This is a genomic window from Xanthomonas bonasiae, from assembly GCF_014836395.1.
GTDB lineage: Bacteria > Pseudomonadota > Gammaproteobacteria > Xanthomonadales > Xanthomonadaceae > Xanthomonas_A > Xanthomonas_A bonasiae.
Genome location: NZ_JACSQX010000008.1, coordinates 24,815 through 43,659 on the forward strand (window position 1 = coordinate 24,815; position 18,845 = coordinate 43,659).

Genomic DNA, 18,845 nt, shown 5'->3' on the forward strand with positions numbered 1-18,845 from the left:
GAATCTTCTGCATGACCGCCAACGACAACTGGTACATCGAACACTTCCAGCCCACCGGCTCGGCCATCGGCTATCGCATCACCGGCAAGCTGGACGAGGTGCAGTCGCCGTTCCAGAAGATCGAGATCTACGACACCACCGACTGGGGCAAGCTGATGGTGATCGACGGCGCGGTGATGCTGACCACGCGCGACAACTTCTTCTACCACGAGATGATCAGCCACCCGGCGCTGTTCACCCACGCCGCGCCCAAGCGCGTGGTGATCATCGGCGGCGGCGACTGCGGCACCCTGCGCGAAGTGCTCAAGCACCCGGGCGTGGAAAGCGCCACCCAGTGCGACATCGACGAGCAGGTCACGCGCATGGCCGAGAAGTACTTCCCGGAGCTGTGCGAATCCAATGCCGATCCGCGCGCCGAGCTGCTGTTCGACGACGGCATCGCCTACATGGCCAACTGCCCGGCCGGCAGCGTGGACATCGTCATCGTCGATTCGACCGATCCGGTCGGTCCGGCAGAAGGCCTGTTCAACAAGGCGTTCTACGCCAGCTGCTTCAAGGCGCTGAAGGACGACGGCATCTTGGTGCAGCAGTCCGAATCGCCGCTGGCGCTGCTGGACCTGATCAAGGAAATGCGCGCGGAGATGGGCAAGGCCGGCTTCGCCAGCTTCCACACCGTTCCGTTCCCGCAGCCGTGCTACCCGACCGGCTGGTGGAGCGTGACCCTGGCGCGCAAGCAGGGCGGCTTCGACTTCCGCCAGGCCGACGCGGCGGCCAAGCCATTCGCCACCCGCTACTACAGCGCGCACCTGCACACCGGCACCCAGGTGCTGCCGCCGTTCGTGGCCGAGGCGCTGGGCGAGTAATCGGCCCAGGCGGAACCGGGCGCCTGCGTGTTCGCGGCGCCCGGACGAACGCGGGCTGAGCGTGCATGCGCCGGCGTGTCGCCCGCATGCACCTGCCGCAAGACATCACGAGCGCAGAGCCTCCTAGGCGCAGCGGCCTTGGTCGACATCACGTCGACTTGCGCGTTCTCGTTCCGTCCCCCGTTGCACTGCAGCGGCTGGCGGGCCTCCGGAAATTTTGCCGATCGCGGACGATGCACCGCGCAGCACCGGTGCATGGCTCAAGCGGCGGCCGGAGGAAGCGCCCCCCGCCAACGCCCGCCGAACCGTCAACGCGCAGCCGTCGGAGCCGATCCAGCCGGTGCGTCCAGCGCGATCAGCGTCGGGGCGTCCGCCACGAAGCGATCGAGCACGCCATCGGCGATCTTGACCGGCCCGCCGAAACGCGTCGCGCCGGGGATCGACTGGATCGCCGCGGCCTCGGCAGCGAGCCGGGCCGCATCGGCGAACGAGCCTGACGCCGCGGCGTCGCCTCGGTTGGCGGCCTGCAGCCCGGCTGCCGTCGCCTGCAGCGCGCGCCCCCAGCCTTGCATCGCATCCAGCCAGGGGCGCGACTGTTCGGCGAAGCCCGGATCGGCCACGCCTGCGCGGATGATGCCCGGCGCCGCCGCGATCTCGTCCGCGCTGCGCGCGAGCTCGGCGAGCGCCTGGCCACGCGCGTCGGCGTCGCCACCGGCAAGCGCTTCGCGAACCCGGTCGAGCACGGCCTTCAGCCGCGGCGCCTGCTCCTGCCACGGCTGGCTGCCGAAGGTCGGCGCCAGGTGCTGGGTATCGAAGAAGGTGAGCAGCGCCGCGGTCACCCGCGCATCGCCCGCCGCCAGTTCGCGCGCCGCCGCATGCCAGGTCCGCTCGGCGTCGTAATCCTTGTCGTTCCATGCGAACGCGGTCAGCCCCATCACCGCGACACGGCTCGGCGCCTCCTGGTTCATCGGGTTCGCGACGATGCCGGCCAACTCCGCAGACAGGCCAGCTTCGCGCCGCGTGTACGGCGCCAGCAACAAGCGGCCGGCCGAGGTTTCGTAATCGTTGACCGGGTAGTTGTCCCACAGCAGCGTCCTGCGCCCGAACGCCTTGGTCGCCGCGCGCGCATCGGGAATGGAAATGGCCGGCGGCACGACGTCGGTGCCGGTCCATTGCACGACGATCTTCGGATCCAGATGCTGGCGCAGCGCGGCCTTGTACGGGCTTTCCTTGGCGTCGTAGTACTCGGTCGGGACCATGATCAGTTCCGACGCCGCAGCGTGCCGGGCGACCAGGTCCGCCTGCACCAGGTTGAGCAGGTACGACTGCGCGACGCCCGCCGCTTCCGCACCCGACGGGCCGAAGGTGGCCTTGTCGCGCTCGCAATTCCACTTGGTGTATTCGATATCGTCGAGCGCGACATAGAAGCTGCGCACGCCCAGCGCGCGAAACGCGTCGAACTTGCGCAGCAGCGCCTTGGCATCGGCCGGATCGGAGAAGCAGACCGACGGCCCTGGCGAGATCGCGTAGACGAAATCGACATGGTTGCGCCTGGCCGTCGCCGCCAAGCCGCCCAGCGCCTTCAGCGTGGCCGCCGGATAGGCCTCGCGCCAGCGGTCGCGCGCATAGGGGTCGTCCTTCGGGCTGTAGATGTAGGTGTTCGCCTTGGTGCGGGCGAGGAAATCGATGTGCTTGGCGCGATCGGCCATCGACCATGGCGCCCCGTAGAACCCCTCGATCGTGCCGCGGATGGCCATCGCGGGGTAGTCCTGGATGACCAGGGTCGGGATGGCCGGGCGTTCGGCAAGCTGACGCAAGGTCTGCGCGGCATGGAACAGGCCGTCGGCGTCGTGGCCGGCGAGCGTGATCAGGCTGCCCTTGCCGGTGGCGACGCTGGCGAGGGTATAGCCCTCCTTGTGCGTCTCCTGCATGGCCTTGCTGCGCGTCAGCGCCTCGCGGACGACCACCGCCTCGCCGGTTCCGACGACGATGTACGGTTGTTCGAGCGTGGCCGGCAGGCGCGACGCGGTGGCGATGTGCTCGACCCCCGCGGAGACCAGGCTGCGACGGACCAGTGCGACCGATGCGGGGTCCGCACCCGGCGCGGCGACCAGCACGACCTTCCGGCCGAGCGCGACAGTGCCGGCCTCAAGCCGGATCGACACCGGGCTCGGAAACAGCGCCGGCCGCGTGACCGGTTGCGCCGCGGCCGGGACCGCCAGCGCGAGACCCAGCGCCACCGTCATCGAGAGCAGACTCAGGCCCGCCCGTGTAGCGCGTCGCGTCATTCCGGATCTCCGGTATTGGAATGGTATTACGGCACAGAGTAGGCAAGTCGCTACGTCGCGACAAGCTGCGCGGCCGCGGCGGGGATTCGCGTGCTGCGGATTGTCGAATTCCGGCTTGGCTCGCGTCAGACCAAACGGCGGCGCAGGCCTGCGCCCAATTCGGTATTTAAATGGTATGCGCGGCAACGCGGGCAGATCGCCCTGAGCTATCACTGCCCTGTTGGAGACCGAGAAGAGCTTCAGCTCTGACATTCGCCGAAGCCGGTGCAGTGCCGAGTTGCGTTCGTCACGGCTCAAGCCGCTCCTACAACGACCTTGCGGCAAGCGGCTGGGTGCACTGCGGGAGGGACTTCAGTCCGACTGCATCCGCAGCCGGAAAATCCACCGCTTCGCGCGTCGCGACTGAAGTCGCTCCCACAGGGAGCTTCGGATGCCCGCCTGCTGCACTGCAGGAGGGGTTCAGCCCCGAGATTCGCCGAAGCAGGGCAATCCGGCTCCGTTCGTTCAACGGCGTGGAGCGCGACAAGGCCGAGGAGTATTCGATCAGCGAAGCCAGTGCGGCCGCGGCAAGGCACCCATCGGCATTGCGCGCCGGCGCAGCGGCTCTGCATCGGACGAATGTTGCGGAGTGAAAGCAGGTCTATCGCGGCGCAGAGAACAGCGTGGGCCGAGCCAGACCGAGGTGCTTTGCCGATGGAGATCGGCGAAGTGCCGGGCGGCGCAGTGCGACGTAGAAGCAGCGGCTAGACGCGCCGCGATCTACGATGCACGACCGCGCTGCCGCGCACCTCACCGTTGAATTCTCGCGATGCAGCCCTGTCGCCAGGAACGCAGCGCGTACCGAGACCCTACAGCGCGTCCGCATCCAGTTCGCCGGTGCGGATCCGCACCACCGTGCCCAGGTCGTACACGAACACCTTGCCGTCGCCGATCTTGCCGGTGCCGGCCGCCTTGACGATCGCCTCGAGCACGCGTTCGACCTGGTCCTCGGTGACCGCCACTTCCAGCTTGACCTTGGGCAGGAAATCGACCACGTACTCGGCGCCGCGGTACAGTTCGGTGTGGCCCTTCTGCCGGCCGAAGCCCTTGACCTCGGTGACGGTGATGCCGGCCACGCCCTGCGCGGCGAGCGCTTCGCGCACGTCGTCGAGCTTGAACGGCTTGATGACGGCCATGATCATCTTCATGCGGCTTTCTCCAATCACAATGGCGTCAGGATAGCGCGGTTGCGCGATGCCCGGCCGCCGGGTTCAAATGCTCGCGCGCCCCATCGCCGGAATTTTCCGACAGCGCGCCGCGCCCGATACCGATGGCCCCGAACCGCAGGGTGCCGCAGTCTGGCGCTCCCTGCCGGAGCATCGCCATGATCGACCTCAATCACCTCGACGACCTCGCCCGCCGCCTCAGCGACCTGGTACCGCCAGGCCTGCGCGAATCCCGCGACGAACTTCAGAGCACCTTCAAGAGCGCGCTGCAGGCCGGCCTGGGCAAGCTCGACCTGGTCACCCGCGAGGAATTCGACGTGCAGCGCGCGGTCCTGCTGCGCACCCGCGAGAAGCTGGAAGCGCTGGAACGCAGCGTCGCCGCGCTGGAAGCCGCGCGCAGCGGCGACGCGCCGTCCGCGCAAGCCTGACACCCCCGCCACCATGAGCCTGGCGCTGGTGCACAGCCGTGCCCGCGCGGGGGTGCTTGCGCCTCCGGTTCGGGTCGAGGTCCATCTGTCCGGCGGACTGCCGGCGACGCAGATCGTCGGCCTGCCCGAGGCCGCGGTACGCGAATCGCGCGATCGCGTGCGCGCCGCCATCCTGTGCGCGCAATACGAGTTCCCGGCGCGGCGCATCACCGTCAACCTGGCCCCGGCCGACCTGCCAAAGGACGGCGGCCGCTTCGACCTGCCGATCGCGCTGGGCATCCTCGCCGCCGCCGGGCAACTCGACCCGCAGGCGCTGGGCCACTACGAATTCCTCGGCGAACTGGCCCTGACCGGCGAACTGCGCCCGGTGGACGGCGTGCTGCCGGCGGCACTGGCCGCCGCGCAGGCCGGACGCACGCTGATCGTACCGGCGGGCAACGGTCCCGAAGCGGCGCTGGCGCAGCACGTGCAGGCGTTCACCGCGCGCACCCTGCTCGAGGTCTGCGCGCTGTTGAACGGCACCAAGACCTTGCCCGCCGCCGAAGCCCTGCCGGCCGCGGCCACGCCGTTTCCCGACCTGAGCGACGTGCGCGGGCAGGCGCAGGCGCGGCGCGCGCTGGAGATCGCCGCCGCCGGCCACCACCACCTGCTGCTGATCGGCAGCCCGGGCTGCGGCAAGACCCTGCTGGCCTCGCGCCTGCCCGGGATTCTGCCCGAGGCCAGCGAGGCCGAGGCGCTGGAAGCGGCGGCGATCGCCTCGGTCAGCGGCCGCGGTCTGGACCCGGCGCGCTGGCGGCAGCGGCCCTACCGCGCGCCGCACCACACCGCCAGCGCGGTGTCGCTGGTCGGCGGCGGCACCCATCCGCGCCCGGGCGAGATCTCGCTGGCGCATCGCGGCGTGCTGTTCCTCGACGAATTGCCCGAATGGAACCGGCACGCGCTGGAAGTGCTGCGCGAGCCGCTGGAATCGGGCACGGTCACCGTCTCGCGCGCCGCACGCAGCGCCGAATTCCCCGCCCGCTTCCAGCTGGTCGCAGCGATGAATCCCTGCCCCTGCGGCTGGGCCGGCGACGCCAGCGGCCGTTGTCGCTGCAGCGACGACAGCATCCGCCGCTACCGCGCGCGCATCTCCGGCCCCTTGCTGGACCGCATCGACCTGCATGTGGATGTACCGCGGCTGCCGCCGCAGGCGCTGCGCGCCGACGCCGCCCCCGGCGAGAGCAGCGCGGCCGTACGCGAGCGGGTGGAGCAGGCGCGGCAACGCCAGCTGGCACGCGCCGGCTGCCCCAACGGCCAGCTCGGCCACGGCGAGACCTTGCGCGACTGCCGCCTGCAGCCGCGCGACGAAGCGCTGCTGGAACACGCCATCGACCGCCTGCGCCTGTCGGCGCGCTCCTTGCACCGCATCCTGCGCGTGGCGCGCACCATCGCCGACCTAGATGGCAGCGACGCGATCGCCACCACGCATCTGACCGAGGCGATCGGCTACCGGCAACTGGATCGCGGCGAGCCCGCTTCGCCGCAGCCAGGTTCGTTTGCGCGCGCGGGCGAAGTGCGGCACGCGGCGCGATAGCGCGCCGAGCGCGCCGGCGCAGCAACCGCCTGGTCTACATGCGCCCATCGCACGGAGCCGCGCAGCGGCCTCGCATACCGCAACGCGCATACCGCAAGCGGATGCGGCGACGACGCAGCAGGACACGCTGGATATAAAGCGCTGCAGTTGTGCGATAGCGCCATCCCGCCGCCTGCCGCTGACCACGGTTGCTGGCCGCACATCGCGGCAATGCCGGCCAGCGCCCCTTCCGCTCACTACCGCGCGATGGGCGACGGTCCCGTCACCGCGGATGCCTGCGTGGCTTCAACCTACTGGTACCGATGTCACGAACTCGGCCAGCAAGGCATTGCAGCGCCGCGCATGGGTGAAGGTCATCCCGTGCGAAGCGCCGGCGAGGACGTGGTGGCGCGCCTCGGGCAACCACTCGGCCAGCGCGGACGCGTTGTCGCGGTACTGCGCCGGACTCAGTTCGCCGCTGACCAGCAGCACCGGCAGCGCCAGGGCCGCGGCCTGCTCGCGGTCGTAGGCCGGCAGCGCATCGCCGATCTGCGGCACCAGGGTCTGCGCGTTGTCGCGCACCATCTGCCGGAACGTCGCGCTGCTGCGCGCCCAGGCGCCGGGCTGGCTGACCGAATCGACGAAACATTCCAGGCCGGCCTCGACCTGCCCGTCGCGCAGCAAGGCGATCGCCCGCGCGCGGATCGCCACCACCTCCTCCGGCAGGCCCTGCGGCTGCGGCCCGCCCGGATCGAACAGACTCAGGCTGGCGATCGCGGCCGGCCGCTGCAGCGCGACCTGCCAGGCTACCGCGGCGCCGCGCGAGTGGCCGACCAGATGCACCGGTTGTCCGTAGCTGGCGAGGAACCCGGCAACCTGCTGCGTATGCCAACGCCAGCCGAAGCGATGCCGCAGCGACGATGGCAACTGCGGGAAATACTGGCCCAGGCTCAGTGCGGCGACCTCGAAGCCCTCGGACAGGCCGCGCAGTTGCGGCGCCCAATAGCGGTAGTCGCACAGCGCACCATGCACCAGCACCACCGGGGCGCCGTCGCCGAGCCGCAGGTAGGCCAGCGCATCGTCGTCGCCCAGCAAGTGGACCGCAGGCTTGCCTAGCGGGGTGCGCGGACCGATCACCGGTGGCCTCCGGCAAGGGGCCGCAACGGAGCCCGCCCCACGACATTCATGGCGGCCTCACTGACACGGGCACCGGAGAGGATGCGAAAGAGATGGCCCGCACTGGACCGCCGCGAACGTGGAAACCGCGGCCGCGAGCGTCTCAGCGGCGGCGCCGGCACGACGGAGGACGTCGTGTTGTGTGCGCCGCACGCGCTGGCGATGCAGCCCAGCGAAATCCAGCGCGGCATCCCCGGGAGCGGCGGCGTCACGCGCCCAAGACCGCCGGTCGCCGCAATGCCGAAGGCGATGCAGGCCAGCGGCGGAAGGAATTCCATGCGCGATGGACGATGACGCGGTGCGCGCGGAGAGACACGCAGTACGCGCCGGCCTTTCGACGCAGAGGGTGCCAGCGCGGCATCCCGAGCCGTACTAGTACGCGCAGCGGCGTCATACGCCGCAGGCCGTCGATCGCCGCAGCGCCGAAGGCGGTGTCCACCACCGGCAGGATTCGCGGTCGAAGAGGCCATGCAGGCTGGGGATGATGTGGTGCCCCGGAGGGATTCAAACTTGAAACACAAGTACATGTTTTAAAAGAATTTAATATCAAGCAAATCACGAAAATGCCCCCATTAATGCCCCCAAATTCCGTGGACGTTCATGGACATCATTGGATAGCTAACAGAAGCCTAAACAAAAGCTGAACAAGCACGTAAGCAGCGAAATCTCAGCTACTGTCCGTGATGCCGGCATCGACTTCACACTGCAGATCAGCAACCCCTGCCGAATCAAGTGCAAGCCATGGTACCCCCTGCGCCATGGCTTGATGCAGTGCATTTGAACGCGCGAGCGTGCGCGACGCTGACCGTAGACGGAGTAGCGCAGAAAGCCAAAGTCAGGCCAGACAAGATGTTCAGAACGAACTGACCGGCAAGTTTACCTATGCCCCAATGGCAGGACTGACGGCCTTCATCGCAACGGCCTATACCAAATGTGGCAAGGTATCGCGTGTGAAGTTCGTCTCTTCCCTATCGTTTGCCAGGTCTGCAATGAAGCCCCCGATTTACTTGGACTGTAATGCCTCAACGCAACCCGATCCCGAGGTTGTCGAAGCCATGTTCCCCTGGCTTGGGGCTACCCATGCCAATCCTCATGCCGGGCACCTGGCTGGCCAGCGAGCCGCCAAGGCGGTCGACACCGCTCTGCAGGCTATCGCGAGCCTGATTGGAGCATCGCCGAGTGAGCTGGTTATCACGTCAGGAGCTACAGAGTCGAACAACCTCGCGTTACAAGGCGTACTTTCTCAGAATCCGAATGGCTCGAGACTTTTGCATTCCTCAATTGAACACAAGGCCGTTATTGAGGTAGGCACGCATCTACGCACACGCGGCGTTTCAGTGGAGATCATTCCTGTCGACAGGCACGGCCGCGTCGAAGTAGAGGCTGCAACGAAGATAATTGAGTCTGGCCGCTTTGATCTTAATTTAGCTTCCGTCATGCATGCCAACAACGAGATAGGTACCATACAGCCAATCGAGGAAATTTCAAATTTATTGAGATCAAAAAATGGAATTTTGCATGTCGATGCTGCGCAAACGGCGGGAAGGCTAAAGATTGACGTTGCCGCAATGGGAGTCGATTTATTAAGCCTTTCATCCCACAAAATGTATGGCCCCTCCGGAATTGGAGCTCTCTATATCTCGCCACGAGTCAGGAAATTGATGCAACCTCTATTTTTTGGGGGAGGCCAACAATCTGGCCTTCGCCCAGGAACTCTACCTGTGTTTCTGATAGCTGGCTTCGGAAAAGCATGCGAAATAGTCGCAAACAGCATGGAGCGTGATGCGCTGCACACCGAAGTCCTTGCGGATTCGTTTTGTAATTTTCTCAGCGAGTTCGGAGCTAATTTCAAAACGTTCGATTGCGGCGGCCCAAATCTTCCTGGCTTGAGAAGTATTCGCTTCATAGGAGCCGATGCTGATGACCTCGTCATGCGCGCAAGTCCCAAGTTGAGCATTTCAAGCGGCTCTGCCTGCACATCGGGCTCCATTCATCGCTCACACGTTCTGCAAGCCTCAGGGTTCTCCGACGACGAGGCCCGGGAAGTCGTTCGCATCGGGTTTGGCCGCCAATCGACCACGTCTGAGGCCTACGAAGCGGCACAAATATTGGCTGACGCTGCAGCCTGTATGAGTAGGTTTGGATAGGGCGCACGTCTCTACCACCCGCGAGGTCGGTTTCGGACTGGTGAACTCCCCCAGTCGGGCATAGAATGTGCCCATGACTCGCCACCGCGCAACATCAGCCTCGATTCCTGCCCATTTCTCGGGGCACGAGACCTTCCCCCTGCGCCAGATGTGGCTAAAAAAGGCCTACGATCAAGCAGTTGCAGGCGGCAGTATCCCGAAGGCGACGTTTACGGGCGACGATGCCATTGCTACTTTTGGGGTAGGCAAGAACATGGTTGCCTCCATCCGGCATTGGGCTCTAGCCTGTGGCGTCCTGTATGAAGACCAGGGCAACTTTCGTATTGGGAAGCTTGCTAGTGAGATCCTGCAGGATGGCGGTCTTGATCCCTATGCAGAGAGTCCATCCACGGCATGGCTTGCCCATTGGCAGCTTGCTGGCCGCTGCTTCCGTTCGACGACGTGGTACTGGTTGTTCAACAATGTGACGGCGCCGACCTTCACCCGCCAAGAGCTCGAAGAGCCTCTGGAGCGATACGCTCGCGAACTCGATCCGAAGCACCGCCTCTCAGTCTCGACGATCTCCCGAGACTTGGAGACGTGCCTGCGCAGCTATGCCCCCCGTGTGGTCGGCGGCTCGCCCGAGGACTTCGCCGAGCCGCTGCTTGGCGAGTTGGGCCTACTGCAAGAAGTCCATAAAGGACAATATGCCTTCCGCCGTGGCCCGAAGGCTTCGCTGCATGATGGCATCTTCGCGTATGCCCTCGTCGACTTCTGGAACCGCGAGGCCGATGGCCAAAGCTCGCTGGCCTTCGAAACCGTCGCCTACGCGGAAGGTTCACCTGGCCGTGTATTCAAGCTAGACGAGGAGTCGATCGCCCAACGGCTGATTGCTCTCTCGGACTTCACAAGGCGCAAGCTTGAGTGGACCGACTCCGCCGGTTTACGGCAGGTCCACCGGAAGGATCTGTCCAAGGAAGACATAAAAAACATGATCAGGCGCGCTTATGACTGACAAGAAGCAACTGGCTCTGTCGGACATCGTCCAAATATCGCGCCAGTACCAGCGCTCCATCCGCGTCGATGCCGATATCGGCCGCGCCGACGCCCTTTCCGGCTACATCTGCCACGCGACCGCATCTGCTGTGGTCGATGGCATGTGCAAGCAACTCTCGGGCACCAATCAACGTTGCTTCACCTGGACTGGCCCCTTCGGCGGTGGCAAGAGTTCGCTTGCCGTAGCCTTGGCGAGCGCGCTGCACCCTGACAAGAATCTGCGGACCAAGGCGCGCAAGGCATTGCGACTGGACTCCAAGCCTGCCTTTGACAAGGCCTTCCCCGTGCGTAGGGGATGGCTGCTCGTGCCGGCCGTGGGCCGGCGCGGAAGCGTGGTAGCAGAGCTGCATGCGTCTCTGCGGCGAGCGCAAGGTCGCAATATCGATGGTCGCAGCAAGCCCAACGCGCAATCGCTGATTGCCGAGCTTCTCGAAGAGGCCAAAAGTCGCCCCCATGACGGCGCGCTGGTCATTATCGACGAGATGGGCAAGTTCCTCGAGGCTTCCGCACTGGGCTCCGGGGACGACGTCTACTTCTTCCAAGAGCTAGCCGAAGCCGCCGCGCGCTCCGAGGGTCGCCTAGTGGTCGTGGGCGTGCTGCATCAGTCCTTTGCGCAATATTCAGCCCGCTTAGGCATCGATACCCGCGACGATTGGGCCAAAGTGCAAGGCCGCTACATCGACTTGCCCTTTGTGGCCGCGAGCGACGAGGTCGTCGAGCTCATCGGCCGCGCGATCGAAGCAAAGGATAGCCCTCCCTGGATACCCGAGGCGTCCAAGGCCATCGCCGAAGCGATCCGCTCCCGCCGCCCTGCCGTGGGGAAAGATTTCGCCAAGTCCTTGGAAGCCTGTTGGCCGCTGCATCCAGCGATGGCTGCGCTCCTGGGCCCGATCTCAAAGCGGCAGTTCGGCCAGAACGAGCGCAGCACCTTCGGTTTCCTCTCGTCGGTGGAGCCGCATGGTTTCCGCTCTTATCTGAACTCGACACTTCGCGAGGACGCGAGTTGGTATCGTCCAAGCGACTACTGGGACTACCTGCGCTCGAACTTGGAGCCGGCGATCCTGGCCTCTCCGGACGGCCACCGCTGGTCGCAAGCCGTCGAGGCGGTCGAGCGAGCCGAAGCCAAGACGGGCGATGCGTTGCTCGTCTCGCTGATCAAAACCATCGCGGTCATAGACATGTTCCGCAATGGCTCGGGCCTGGCGGCCGACGCCGCGGTGATCGGCGCGCTCTTCTACGACAAGACGCGCGAGGAGCTGGACGCTGCCCTCAAAAAGCTCTCCGATCTCAAAGTCGCCCTCTACAAGAATTACACCGGGGCCTGGTCTGTCTTCGAAGGCAGCGACTTCGACATCGACGCGGCCATCGCCCAAACCTTGGCAGCCTCTCCGGGCATCGACTACGGCCGCCTGGCGCAGCTCATGGGTCTGCATCCGGTCGTGGCCAAGCGGCACTACCACGAGACCGGCTCCATGCGATGGATGGAGCTCTCGCTATGCAGCATCGAGCAAGCTGAGAAAATCGCCGCGAACTACCAACCCAAGAAGGGCGAGTTCGGGACCTTCATCCTCGCGCTGCCCAGTAAAGGCATGAAGCCGAGGGACGCGCGAGTACGAGCACAGGTGTGCTCCAAGTTAAGCCCATGGCCCGTGATGGTAGGCATTCCTGCGAACCACGCCCGTATCGCCGAACTCTCGGCGGAACTAGTCGCCTTGGAGCAAGTCAAAGACCGCCACGAGCTCTCAGGCGATGCCGTCGCACGCCGGGAAGTCTACGCGCGCCTGGCCGCCACCCGCGCCGACTTGGAGGACCAACTGCAAGCCGCGGTGTCGCTGGCGAAGTGGCACGACGGAACCGACCAAATCGTCGAGCCAGGCTCCAAGCTCTCACCGGTTGCCTCGAGCCTGGCCGAAGACATGTTCGGCGATTCGCCCCCGGTGTGGAGCGAGCTAGTCAATCGCGACAGCGTGTCGAGCAACAGCGTGAAGGCGCGCCGCGACCTGCTGCACGCGATGATCAACGCAGAAGGCCAAGAGGCCTTGGGATTCGAGGGCTTCCCGGCCGAGCGCGGCCTCTATGAGACTCTGCTCAAGCGCACGGGGCTTCATCGCCAAGACGCCTCTGGGGCCTGGCGCTGCATGCCGCCTGGCGATGGGTTCGCCGAAGGCTTCAAGAACCTCTGGAGCGCCACGCGAACCCTCTTCTCGGACGCCGACGCCCGCGTGGGCGCGCACGAGATCTACAAGCTGTGGAGCGCGCCGCCGTTCGGTATGAAGTTGGGCATCCAGCCCGTGTTCCTCACCACCTTCCTGCTAGCCCACAAAGCCAACGTCGCCGTCTACAAGGACGGGATGTTCGTGCCCCGGCTCACCGACTTCGACATCGACGAGTGCCTGCAAGACCCCGATCGCTTTTCGCTGCGCTGGGTGGCTATCGACGAGGATAAGAACCGCATTCTCAAAGGCATCTCCAAGCTGTTGGCCGAGATCGGCGAGAACGCCGGCGCAGCCGACCCGCTAGAGGCAGCCCGCGGCCTTGTGGCTATGGTCTTCAACCTGCCCGAATGGGCCCGGCGGACCTCGCGGCTTGGGCAAACAACCCGTGACATGCGCGACATGCTTTTGAAGGCCAGCGACCCGCACAAGGTGCTGTTCGTCGATCTGGCATCGCTCCTGGGCGCATCCGACGGCAAGGCTTATGTGAAGGCGCTGCGCGCACCGCTGCAAGAACTCGCCGGCGCCTACGGGAAGATGCTCGCTGAGGTCGAAGCCAAGATGCTCGCCGCTTTGGACGCGAGCCGCGACGATTTGGAAAACTTGCGCGAGCGGGCGAAGTCCGTCTCCGGCATCTCGGGGGACTTCCAAATTGATGGCTTCGCTACGCGTTTGGTCAACTACGACGGGTCGAGAGCATCGCTCGAAGGCATCCTGAGCCTGGCGGCGGAGAAGCCGCCCCGCGATTGGGTGGATCGGCACATCGACGCCGCGATCTTGGAGCTGGCGAAGTTAGCGCGCCGCTTCCGCGAATCTGAGGCCTTCGCAGCCGTGCAGGGGCGCAAGGCGCACAGCGAAGCCATCGCCGTGGTCATCGGCGCGGGCGCAGACACCAAGACGATATCGCGCTCGTTCGCTATTTCGGACCGCCACCGCAAGACCGTGGAGGCCAAGGCCCTCGAGGTCGTCTCCATGCTGGAAGGCCAAGGTTTGGGAACGGAAGTCTTGCTGGCGATCCTGGCCAAGGCCGGGATGAAGCTGGCGTCCATCGACAAGGAGGCAGCCAATGGCTGAGCGGCACGTTCTGGGAATCTCGGGAGGCAAGGACAGCGCGGCTCTGGCCGTCTATATGCGCGAGCGCCATCCCGAGCTCAACATCGAATACTTCTATACCGACACAGGCGAAGAGCTGCCCGAGGTCTATGAGTTCCTGGGTAAGCTCGAGGGAAAGCTTGGCAAGACGATCCTTCGGTTGAACCCTGACCGCGATTTCAGCTTCTGGCTTCGCCAATACAACCACTTCCTGCCCAACCCCAACACCCGCTGGTGCACCCGCAAGCTAAAGCTGGCCCCGTTCGAGAACTGGGTCAGGCCGATGCTCGCGAACGGCGACAAGGTCACGTCCTATGTGGCCATCCGCGCCGATGAGGACTACCGCGAGGGCTACTCGACCAAGGCTGACAACCTGTTCGTGAAGCTTCCCTTCCGCGAGGCGGGCATCGACAAGGCCGGTGTCATCGACATCTTGGAGAACTCCGGCGTCGGCTATCCCAAGTATTACGAGTGGCGATCGCGCAGCGGCTGCACCTTCTGCTTCTTCCAGCAGAAGATCGAGTGGGTACGCCTGAGGGAGCGCCATCCGCAGGCATATGAAGACGCCAAGGCGTTGGAGAAGGATGCGCTGGAGCACGGCTCCCCCTTCACTTGGTCGAAGGGCGAGTCGCTGGTCGATATGGAGCAGCCTGAACGCATTGCGGAGATCGAAGCGGAATACGAGCTTCGCCGAGCTCGCATGCGCAAAGCCATCCCGATCAACCCACTGCGGCCTGTGAAAGCCTGCCCCGACGAAATCGACGAAATTTACGGGGTGGATGAAGGCAACGGTTCGTGCGCGGTTTGTCATAAGTGAACTGAGGAAAATAAGGCATGAGCGCCGACGATCCTGAACCTGGCGTTGCGCATTTCTGTCCTACTTGTTCAGGGACCCGTGGGCTCGCTGAACATTTAATCGAAGTTAGTTTTGCTGCGCACTTCCTTGGAAACACGTCGTCCTACTTGAGCGAGCACGGCACAACCAAGATTCGGACCGAGACGATTGGAGACTGGCTCAGGTTAGCCGCTCAGCTTGAAAAGGTCGAAGTCGATACCTGGAAGTTCGAATCCTCGGACGGACTTTACTGCGGAAGTATTGGCGATAACATCGATGCCCACGCGAAGCACTACACGACTCACGCTACCGCGCTCACGCGCTTCATGTTTGTCTGCAATGGCCTGGAGGAAGCCTATCGTTTCATTGATCACCTCTATGGACCATTATCGGCTCGTAAAGGCATAGCTAAGGGCCTGCTGAAGAGAACAAATAGCCTGCGGGCGGTGGCTCTCTTAGATGATCTCTTCGAGAGCGAAGGGGTATCAGCTGTGCCTCAGGACTTTAGGCATCACTGCAACAACTTCATCATGCTGTTCGATCGATACAAAGCTAGCCACGCTGCCGCTTTGGGTGGGATGGGCGTGCTCGCGGAGGGTCGATTGACTTTTGCGCTGCAGCTCGTACGCAACCTTCGAAACCATGTCGCACATGGAACTTTCCCTTTGGGCCCGCCGGCCGAATACGGAGGCCACGAGGACAGCGAAGAGCTTGTGCTGATGCTCAGGCATGCGTGCAGGGTGTCGGCCCTATACCTGCAGATCATCCTTAGATGGTTCAGCGTAGGATTTGAATCCTATGAATATCGTGCTATCGAAGGTGGTAATGGCAAAGAATTCGATCACTTCATAGAAAATTGCACACTCGAATACATACATAATCTACATGTAAACTGCGATTTCGCCCTCCATAAGGACATCTACGACTACAATCTAAATGATGACTAGCATTTGAAGAAGGCTTGGATAGCAAGTCCCGGATGAGCCGCCCCTCGGAGACAGTCATCGCAGCCAGACATCGGACCGACACGGCACACAGGTTTCGGCGAGACACTTACGTAGATCCGTACCCCAACCTGCCTAAAGAGTAAAATCCTGTTGGCACCGATGATTTCTATAATGAGGACGAGCGCACGTCGCCTTCGCACTGCACCATGAGTATTTCGCTCAGATACCTGTCTAGATTGGAGACGGAGATAAATCGGGTCTGGCCCGACGTTAGGACAGAGAACGCGTCCATCCCGATCGTTATCACTGTCTTCTTGACCGAGCACAAGGCTGCTTGAGCCGCATACTTGACGAACAATTCGACCTGATAATCACCAAGAGGCCACTGATCCACATCATATCCAGGTCGTTGAACAGGAACGAACAGTACGGACTTTTTGACCGAGGACTGGGGAGAGATCGCGAAATCTCCGAATGGATACCCGCTCCGCCGTCGAATGTCGTACCCCCTCTCTGTCCCCTCAGAAACGATGCTTTCGGGACGATAGCGCATCTCACGCCCCAGCGCAGTCGACCACACACGTAGCAGAAACATCTCAACGATGGCCGTGGAAGCACCGCCGTTGACGACTGTGAGCGGAAGTATCAGTTCGAAAGCTCGCGTCGAGACCACGATCGGCCCGGCAATCTCGAGAACACTCCACAGGACAGCGCAGTTTGCGGTCAGTCGCTGGCTGACCGCTTGTGGATAAGAAGCAGTGATCCCGCTCAGCAACCAGCCGTCAAACTCCTCATGCAACATACGTTTTCCGTGTATAGCCGACTGCATCATGCGAGCAACGAGTTCGTAGATCAGCGATTCGCGAAGTGGAAGTGGAAGTGGACTGATGGACTTCGCGGTAAGGTAGCGATCCACTTTCGTTATGGCTTGGTCGAGTAGGGCCAGCGTATCCATCGACGTGGGCGTTGGCACATCAACGCCGTCAAAGGGCGCGGCTTCCAGCACGGCGGCTGCGATCGGCCCGGCCAGCATCAGCTGGTACCTATTTGCAGAATTGGACGCCTTTAGTTCCCTGCACCAGGCCACCACGTCGCCTTTTCCAATCTGATTCTTTGAGGATTTGACCTGTTGAGCACAGGTCGAACCATCGGCATATTCCCAATGAATGTCCACCTTGTCATTTTCGGAATCAGGCTCGAGCGTGACAGCATTCCACTGTTCGCCAGCCCAAAACGAGTCGAGAAGGCAGATGAGGGTCTGGACCGCAAATCCACGGATCGCTTCGCGCCCGCTCATGGCTAGTTCTCGAGCTCAAAGAAGTCCATGGCCATCCGCCCCCACAGCAAGCGAATGTCTTCGATGCCCACTCGCACTTTCTCGCTGGGCGCTTCATCCTCCATTCGGGCCCAGGCGGCGATGAGCGACAGAACCTCTCTAGCGTACTGGACCTCCGGTCCACCCTCCCCTTGAAGCGCCTCGAAGATGCGCGCGTGCACCGGGTGACGACTGTTGAGTGTGATCAAGATGACACCTCCAGCCGTGGAGATATCGAAGATGTTGAAGCCCGTCAGATCAGAATGCCTAAAGCGAAACTTGATCTTCTTGGTGACATAATCCACGGCTAGGTCATGAGCCCTCGTCTCCTCCACGCCGTCTTGCACGATATCGGCTGTCAGCGCCAATGCACGTTCGCTGGTGGAAGCGTGCTCCTCTTTATCGCTCCTACCTGTGTCCCCCACTCGCTCTCTGCGTCTTGCCACCGAGTCCGTCGCTGCTTTCTCGGCCTTGCTTTCGGCCCGCTCCTTCGTGGCGTAGATACGTTCGCCTTCTCGCATCTTGGCCACTTGAATACGCATGGAATTCAATAACTTCTCGATTTCGCGGCTGATGCGATACATGGCAAGCCGCGGATCCCGATCCTGCTCGAGTTCCTCCTGGTAATCCTTCACGGCGAGGCCCTCTTCGAACGCGTCTTCCTCGATACTTAGACGTGTAAATCCCGTGGCGGACTGCTTGTTGTTAGTGACGCCAAAAACGTCATCCAAGCCTGGATCGAACTGCACTTCGACCCCCCACCATCTCTCGCGCGTGTCATAGGAGTTCGTGAAGCTGTGATTGAGCTCCAACTCCCGCCCTGATCTCACGACGGAGATGCCCTGGTTTTTTTGCGCGTGCTGACCAATCGGCTTGGTTCCTCCTTCACGCCGTGTCTCCGGCTTACAGATCGACGCAATGATGGTCACGAGGTGTTCTACCCCGCAGTGAGCCACCGTGAGTACCAGCGGCTGTCCGAACGTCACGAAGGCCGGCTTTTGATTGAAGGGGAAGGGGGCATTTGTTCCGGACATCAGGTAGAGCGGATCATTTGGCCGGACGAAGCTTTCGAAGACGGTCGATTTGGTCTTGCTCTCATAAGCGGCAAGGCGAATTCGAACGGACTTTTCATTGATGAAGTGTCGGTACACGCGCCCGCTGATAAATTCCGTGTGTCGAAGTAAAGTTGTACTTTGCTTCCAGGAGATCCGGTCCAGCTTGCTCCAGACGACCAGTGTACCGTGCTCTTCGAGGTTACCTGCGATCAATGATCGCCACTCGGAGGGGAGTTCAGAAGATCGCGGTTCTGGAACCTCTGTCATCTTGCCATCTTGAATTTCCTGCACATCTAAATACGCGTGATAAACCGAACCTTTTTGCCATGTCCAAACGTCCACCCTTTTGCATTGAGAAATAGAGGAGTTCGGCAATCCCATCCCAAACTTGCCGATCCCTTTTTGTTGAGCTTTTTCTAGGCGGGACCCGTTGCCGAACTGCAGGGCTTTTCTCAACAGCGAGGGATTCATGCCACAGGCATTGTCATAGACCGCAAGTCGGGAGATCTGACGTCGCCCGCCAGTAGGAGCCTCGTCAATACAGATGACCTCGACCTCGGTACGGGATGCGGTGTCTTCTCCTGCTTGGATGGCGTTGTCAATGAGCTCTGCAAGTGCATGGGCGGTATCACGATAGCCCGAGCTTCGCATCGCGGAGATCGATAGGTTCTGGGGAATGATGGGGAAGGACATA

Annotated in this window: 13 protein-coding genes; 8 read left to right on the plus strand and 5 right to left on the minus strand. The window is 63.0% G+C overall.

The genetic code is table 11. The features are described from left to right. Window positions 1-11 precede the first annotated feature (11 nt). Window positions 12-863 (plus strand): polyamine aminopropyltransferase, encoded by an 852-nt coding sequence (gene speE / locus H9658_RS13970; RefSeq protein WP_191825784.1) that lies wholly within the window; start codon window positions 12-14, stop codon window positions 861-863. A gap of 308 nt (window positions 864-1,171) precedes the next feature. Here speE and H9658_RS13975 read toward each other — a convergent pair whose 3' ends face one another. Beyond that, window positions 1,172-3,151: a beta-N-acetylhexosaminidase family protein gene (locus H9658_RS13975; protein WP_191825973.1), complete on the minus strand. Its 1,980-nt coding sequence runs from the start codon at window positions 3,149-3,151 to the stop codon at window positions 1,172-1,174. Window positions 3,152-3,999: 848 nt separating this feature from the next. Then, window positions 4,000-4,338 (minus strand): P-II family nitrogen regulator, encoded by a 339-nt coding sequence (locus H9658_RS13980; RefSeq protein WP_003480503.1) that lies wholly within the window; start codon window positions 4,336-4,338, stop codon window positions 4,000-4,002. Between the two features lie 176 nt (window positions 4,339-4,514). On the opposite strand from H9658_RS13980, the gene ubiK reads away from it, so the two are divergent. Continuing rightward, window positions 4,515-4,784, plus strand: coding sequence for a ubiquinone biosynthesis accessory factor UbiK (ubiK, locus tag H9658_RS13985; protein WP_009595755.1), 270 nt, complete (start codon window positions 4,515-4,517; stop codon window positions 4,782-4,784). A gap of 13 nt (window positions 4,785-4,797) precedes the next feature. After that, entirely contained in the window at window positions 4,798-6,357 is a 1,560-nt protein-coding gene (locus H9658_RS13990) for a YifB family Mg chelatase-like AAA ATPase (RefSeq protein ID WP_191825785.1), read from the plus strand. 285 nt (window positions 6,358-6,642) lie between these two features. Here the strand turns inward: H9658_RS13990 and H9658_RS13995 are convergent, their stop codons facing one another. After that, entirely contained in the window at window positions 6,643-7,473 is an 831-nt protein-coding gene (locus H9658_RS13995; protein WP_191825786.1) for an alpha/beta fold hydrolase, read from the minus strand. Window positions 7,474-8,303: 830 nt separating this feature from the next. On the opposite strand from H9658_RS13995, the gene H9658_RS14000 reads away from it, so the two are divergent. From H9658_RS14000 to H9658_RS14020, 5 genes are all read left to right on the plus strand, one after another. Further along, window positions 8,304-9,659: a cysteine desulfurase family protein gene (locus tag H9658_RS14000; protein ID WP_191825787.1), complete on the plus strand. Its 1,356-nt coding sequence runs from the start codon at window positions 8,304-8,306 to the stop codon at window positions 9,657-9,659. A 73-nt stretch (window positions 9,660-9,732) separates the two neighbouring features. Then, the gene (locus H9658_RS14005) at window positions 9,733-10,653 is read left to right on the plus strand and encodes a DUF4007 family protein (RefSeq protein WP_191825788.1); all 921 of its coding nucleotides are present in this window, start codon (window positions 9,733-9,735) and stop codon (window positions 10,651-10,653) included. Beyond that, a complete protein-coding gene (locus H9658_RS14010; protein ID WP_191825789.1) occupies window positions 10,646-13,981 on the plus strand; it encodes an ATP-binding protein in 3,336 nt (1,111 codons plus the stop codon). Before H9658_RS14005 ends, H9658_RS14010 begins: the two co-directional genes overlap by 8 nt. After that, a complete protein-coding gene (locus H9658_RS14015) occupies window positions 13,974-14,816 on the plus strand; it encodes a phosphoadenosine phosphosulfate reductase domain-containing protein (RefSeq protein ID WP_191825790.1) in 843 nt (280 codons plus the stop codon). Before H9658_RS14010 ends, H9658_RS14015 begins: the two co-directional genes overlap by 8 nt. Window positions 14,817-14,833: 17 nt before the next feature. Further along, on the plus strand, window positions 14,834-15,781 hold the full coding sequence (locus H9658_RS14020; RefSeq protein ID WP_191825791.1) for a hypothetical protein: 948 nt from the start codon (window positions 14,834-14,836) through the stop codon (window positions 15,779-15,781). A gap of 166 nt (window positions 15,782-15,947) precedes the next feature. On the opposite strand, the gene H9658_RS14025 is transcribed toward H9658_RS14020, so the two are convergent. Together H9658_RS14025 and H9658_RS14030 are read right to left on the minus strand one after the other, a co-directional pair. Continuing rightward, window positions 15,948-17,078, minus strand: coding sequence for a hypothetical protein (locus H9658_RS14025; protein ID WP_191825792.1), 1,131 nt, complete (start codon window positions 17,076-17,078; stop codon window positions 15,948-15,950). A gap of 2 nt (window positions 17,079-17,080) precedes the next feature. After that, window positions 17,081-18,844, minus strand: a complete 1,764-nt coding sequence (locus H9658_RS14030) for an ATP-binding protein (protein WP_191825793.1) — start codon at window positions 18,842-18,844, stop codon at window positions 17,081-17,083. Window position 18,845 lies beyond the last annotated feature (1 nt).

What these genes read in the sequence shown, in the direction of transcription:
- H9658_RS14020 (WP_191825791.1), top strand. Translation starts at nt 14,834, where the DNA reads ATGAGCGCCGACGATCCTGAACCTGGCGTTGCGCATTTCTGTCCTACT.
- H9658_RS14025 (WP_191825792.1), bottom strand. Translation starts at nt 17,078, where the DNA reads ATGAGCGGGCGCGAAGCGATCCGTGGATTTGCGGTCCAGACCCTCATC.
- H9658_RS14015 (WP_191825790.1), top strand. Translation starts at nt 13,974, where the DNA reads ATGGCTGAGCGGCACGTTCTGGGAATCTCGGGAGGCAAGGACAGCGCG.
- ubiK (WP_009595755.1), top strand. Translation starts at nt 4,515, where the DNA reads ATGATCGACCTCAATCACCTCGACGACCTCGCCCGCCGCCTCAGCGAC.
- H9658_RS14030 (WP_191825793.1), bottom strand. Translation starts at nt 18,844, where the DNA reads ATGTCCTTCCCCATCATTCCCCAGAACCTATCGATCTCCGCGATGCGA.
- H9658_RS13980 (WP_003480503.1), bottom strand. Translation starts at nt 4,338, where the DNA reads ATGAAGATGATCATGGCCGTCATCAAGCCGTTCAAGCTCGACGACGTG.
- H9658_RS13990 (WP_191825785.1), top strand. Translation starts at nt 4,798, where the DNA reads ATGAGCCTGGCGCTGGTGCACAGCCGTGCCCGCGCGGGGGTGCTTGCG.
- H9658_RS14010 (WP_191825789.1), top strand. Translation starts at nt 10,646, where the DNA reads ATGACTGACAAGAAGCAACTGGCTCTGTCGGACATCGTCCAAATATCG.
- H9658_RS14005 (WP_191825788.1), top strand. Translation starts at nt 9,733, where the DNA reads ATGACTCGCCACCGCGCAACATCAGCCTCGATTCCTGCCCATTTCTCG.
- speE (WP_191825784.1), top strand. Translation starts at nt 12, where the DNA reads ATGACCGCCAACGACAACTGGTACATCGAACACTTCCAGCCCACCGGC.
- H9658_RS13975 (WP_191825973.1), bottom strand. Translation starts at nt 3,151, where the DNA reads ATGACGCGACGCGCTACACGGGCGGGCCTGAGTCTGCTCTCGATGACG.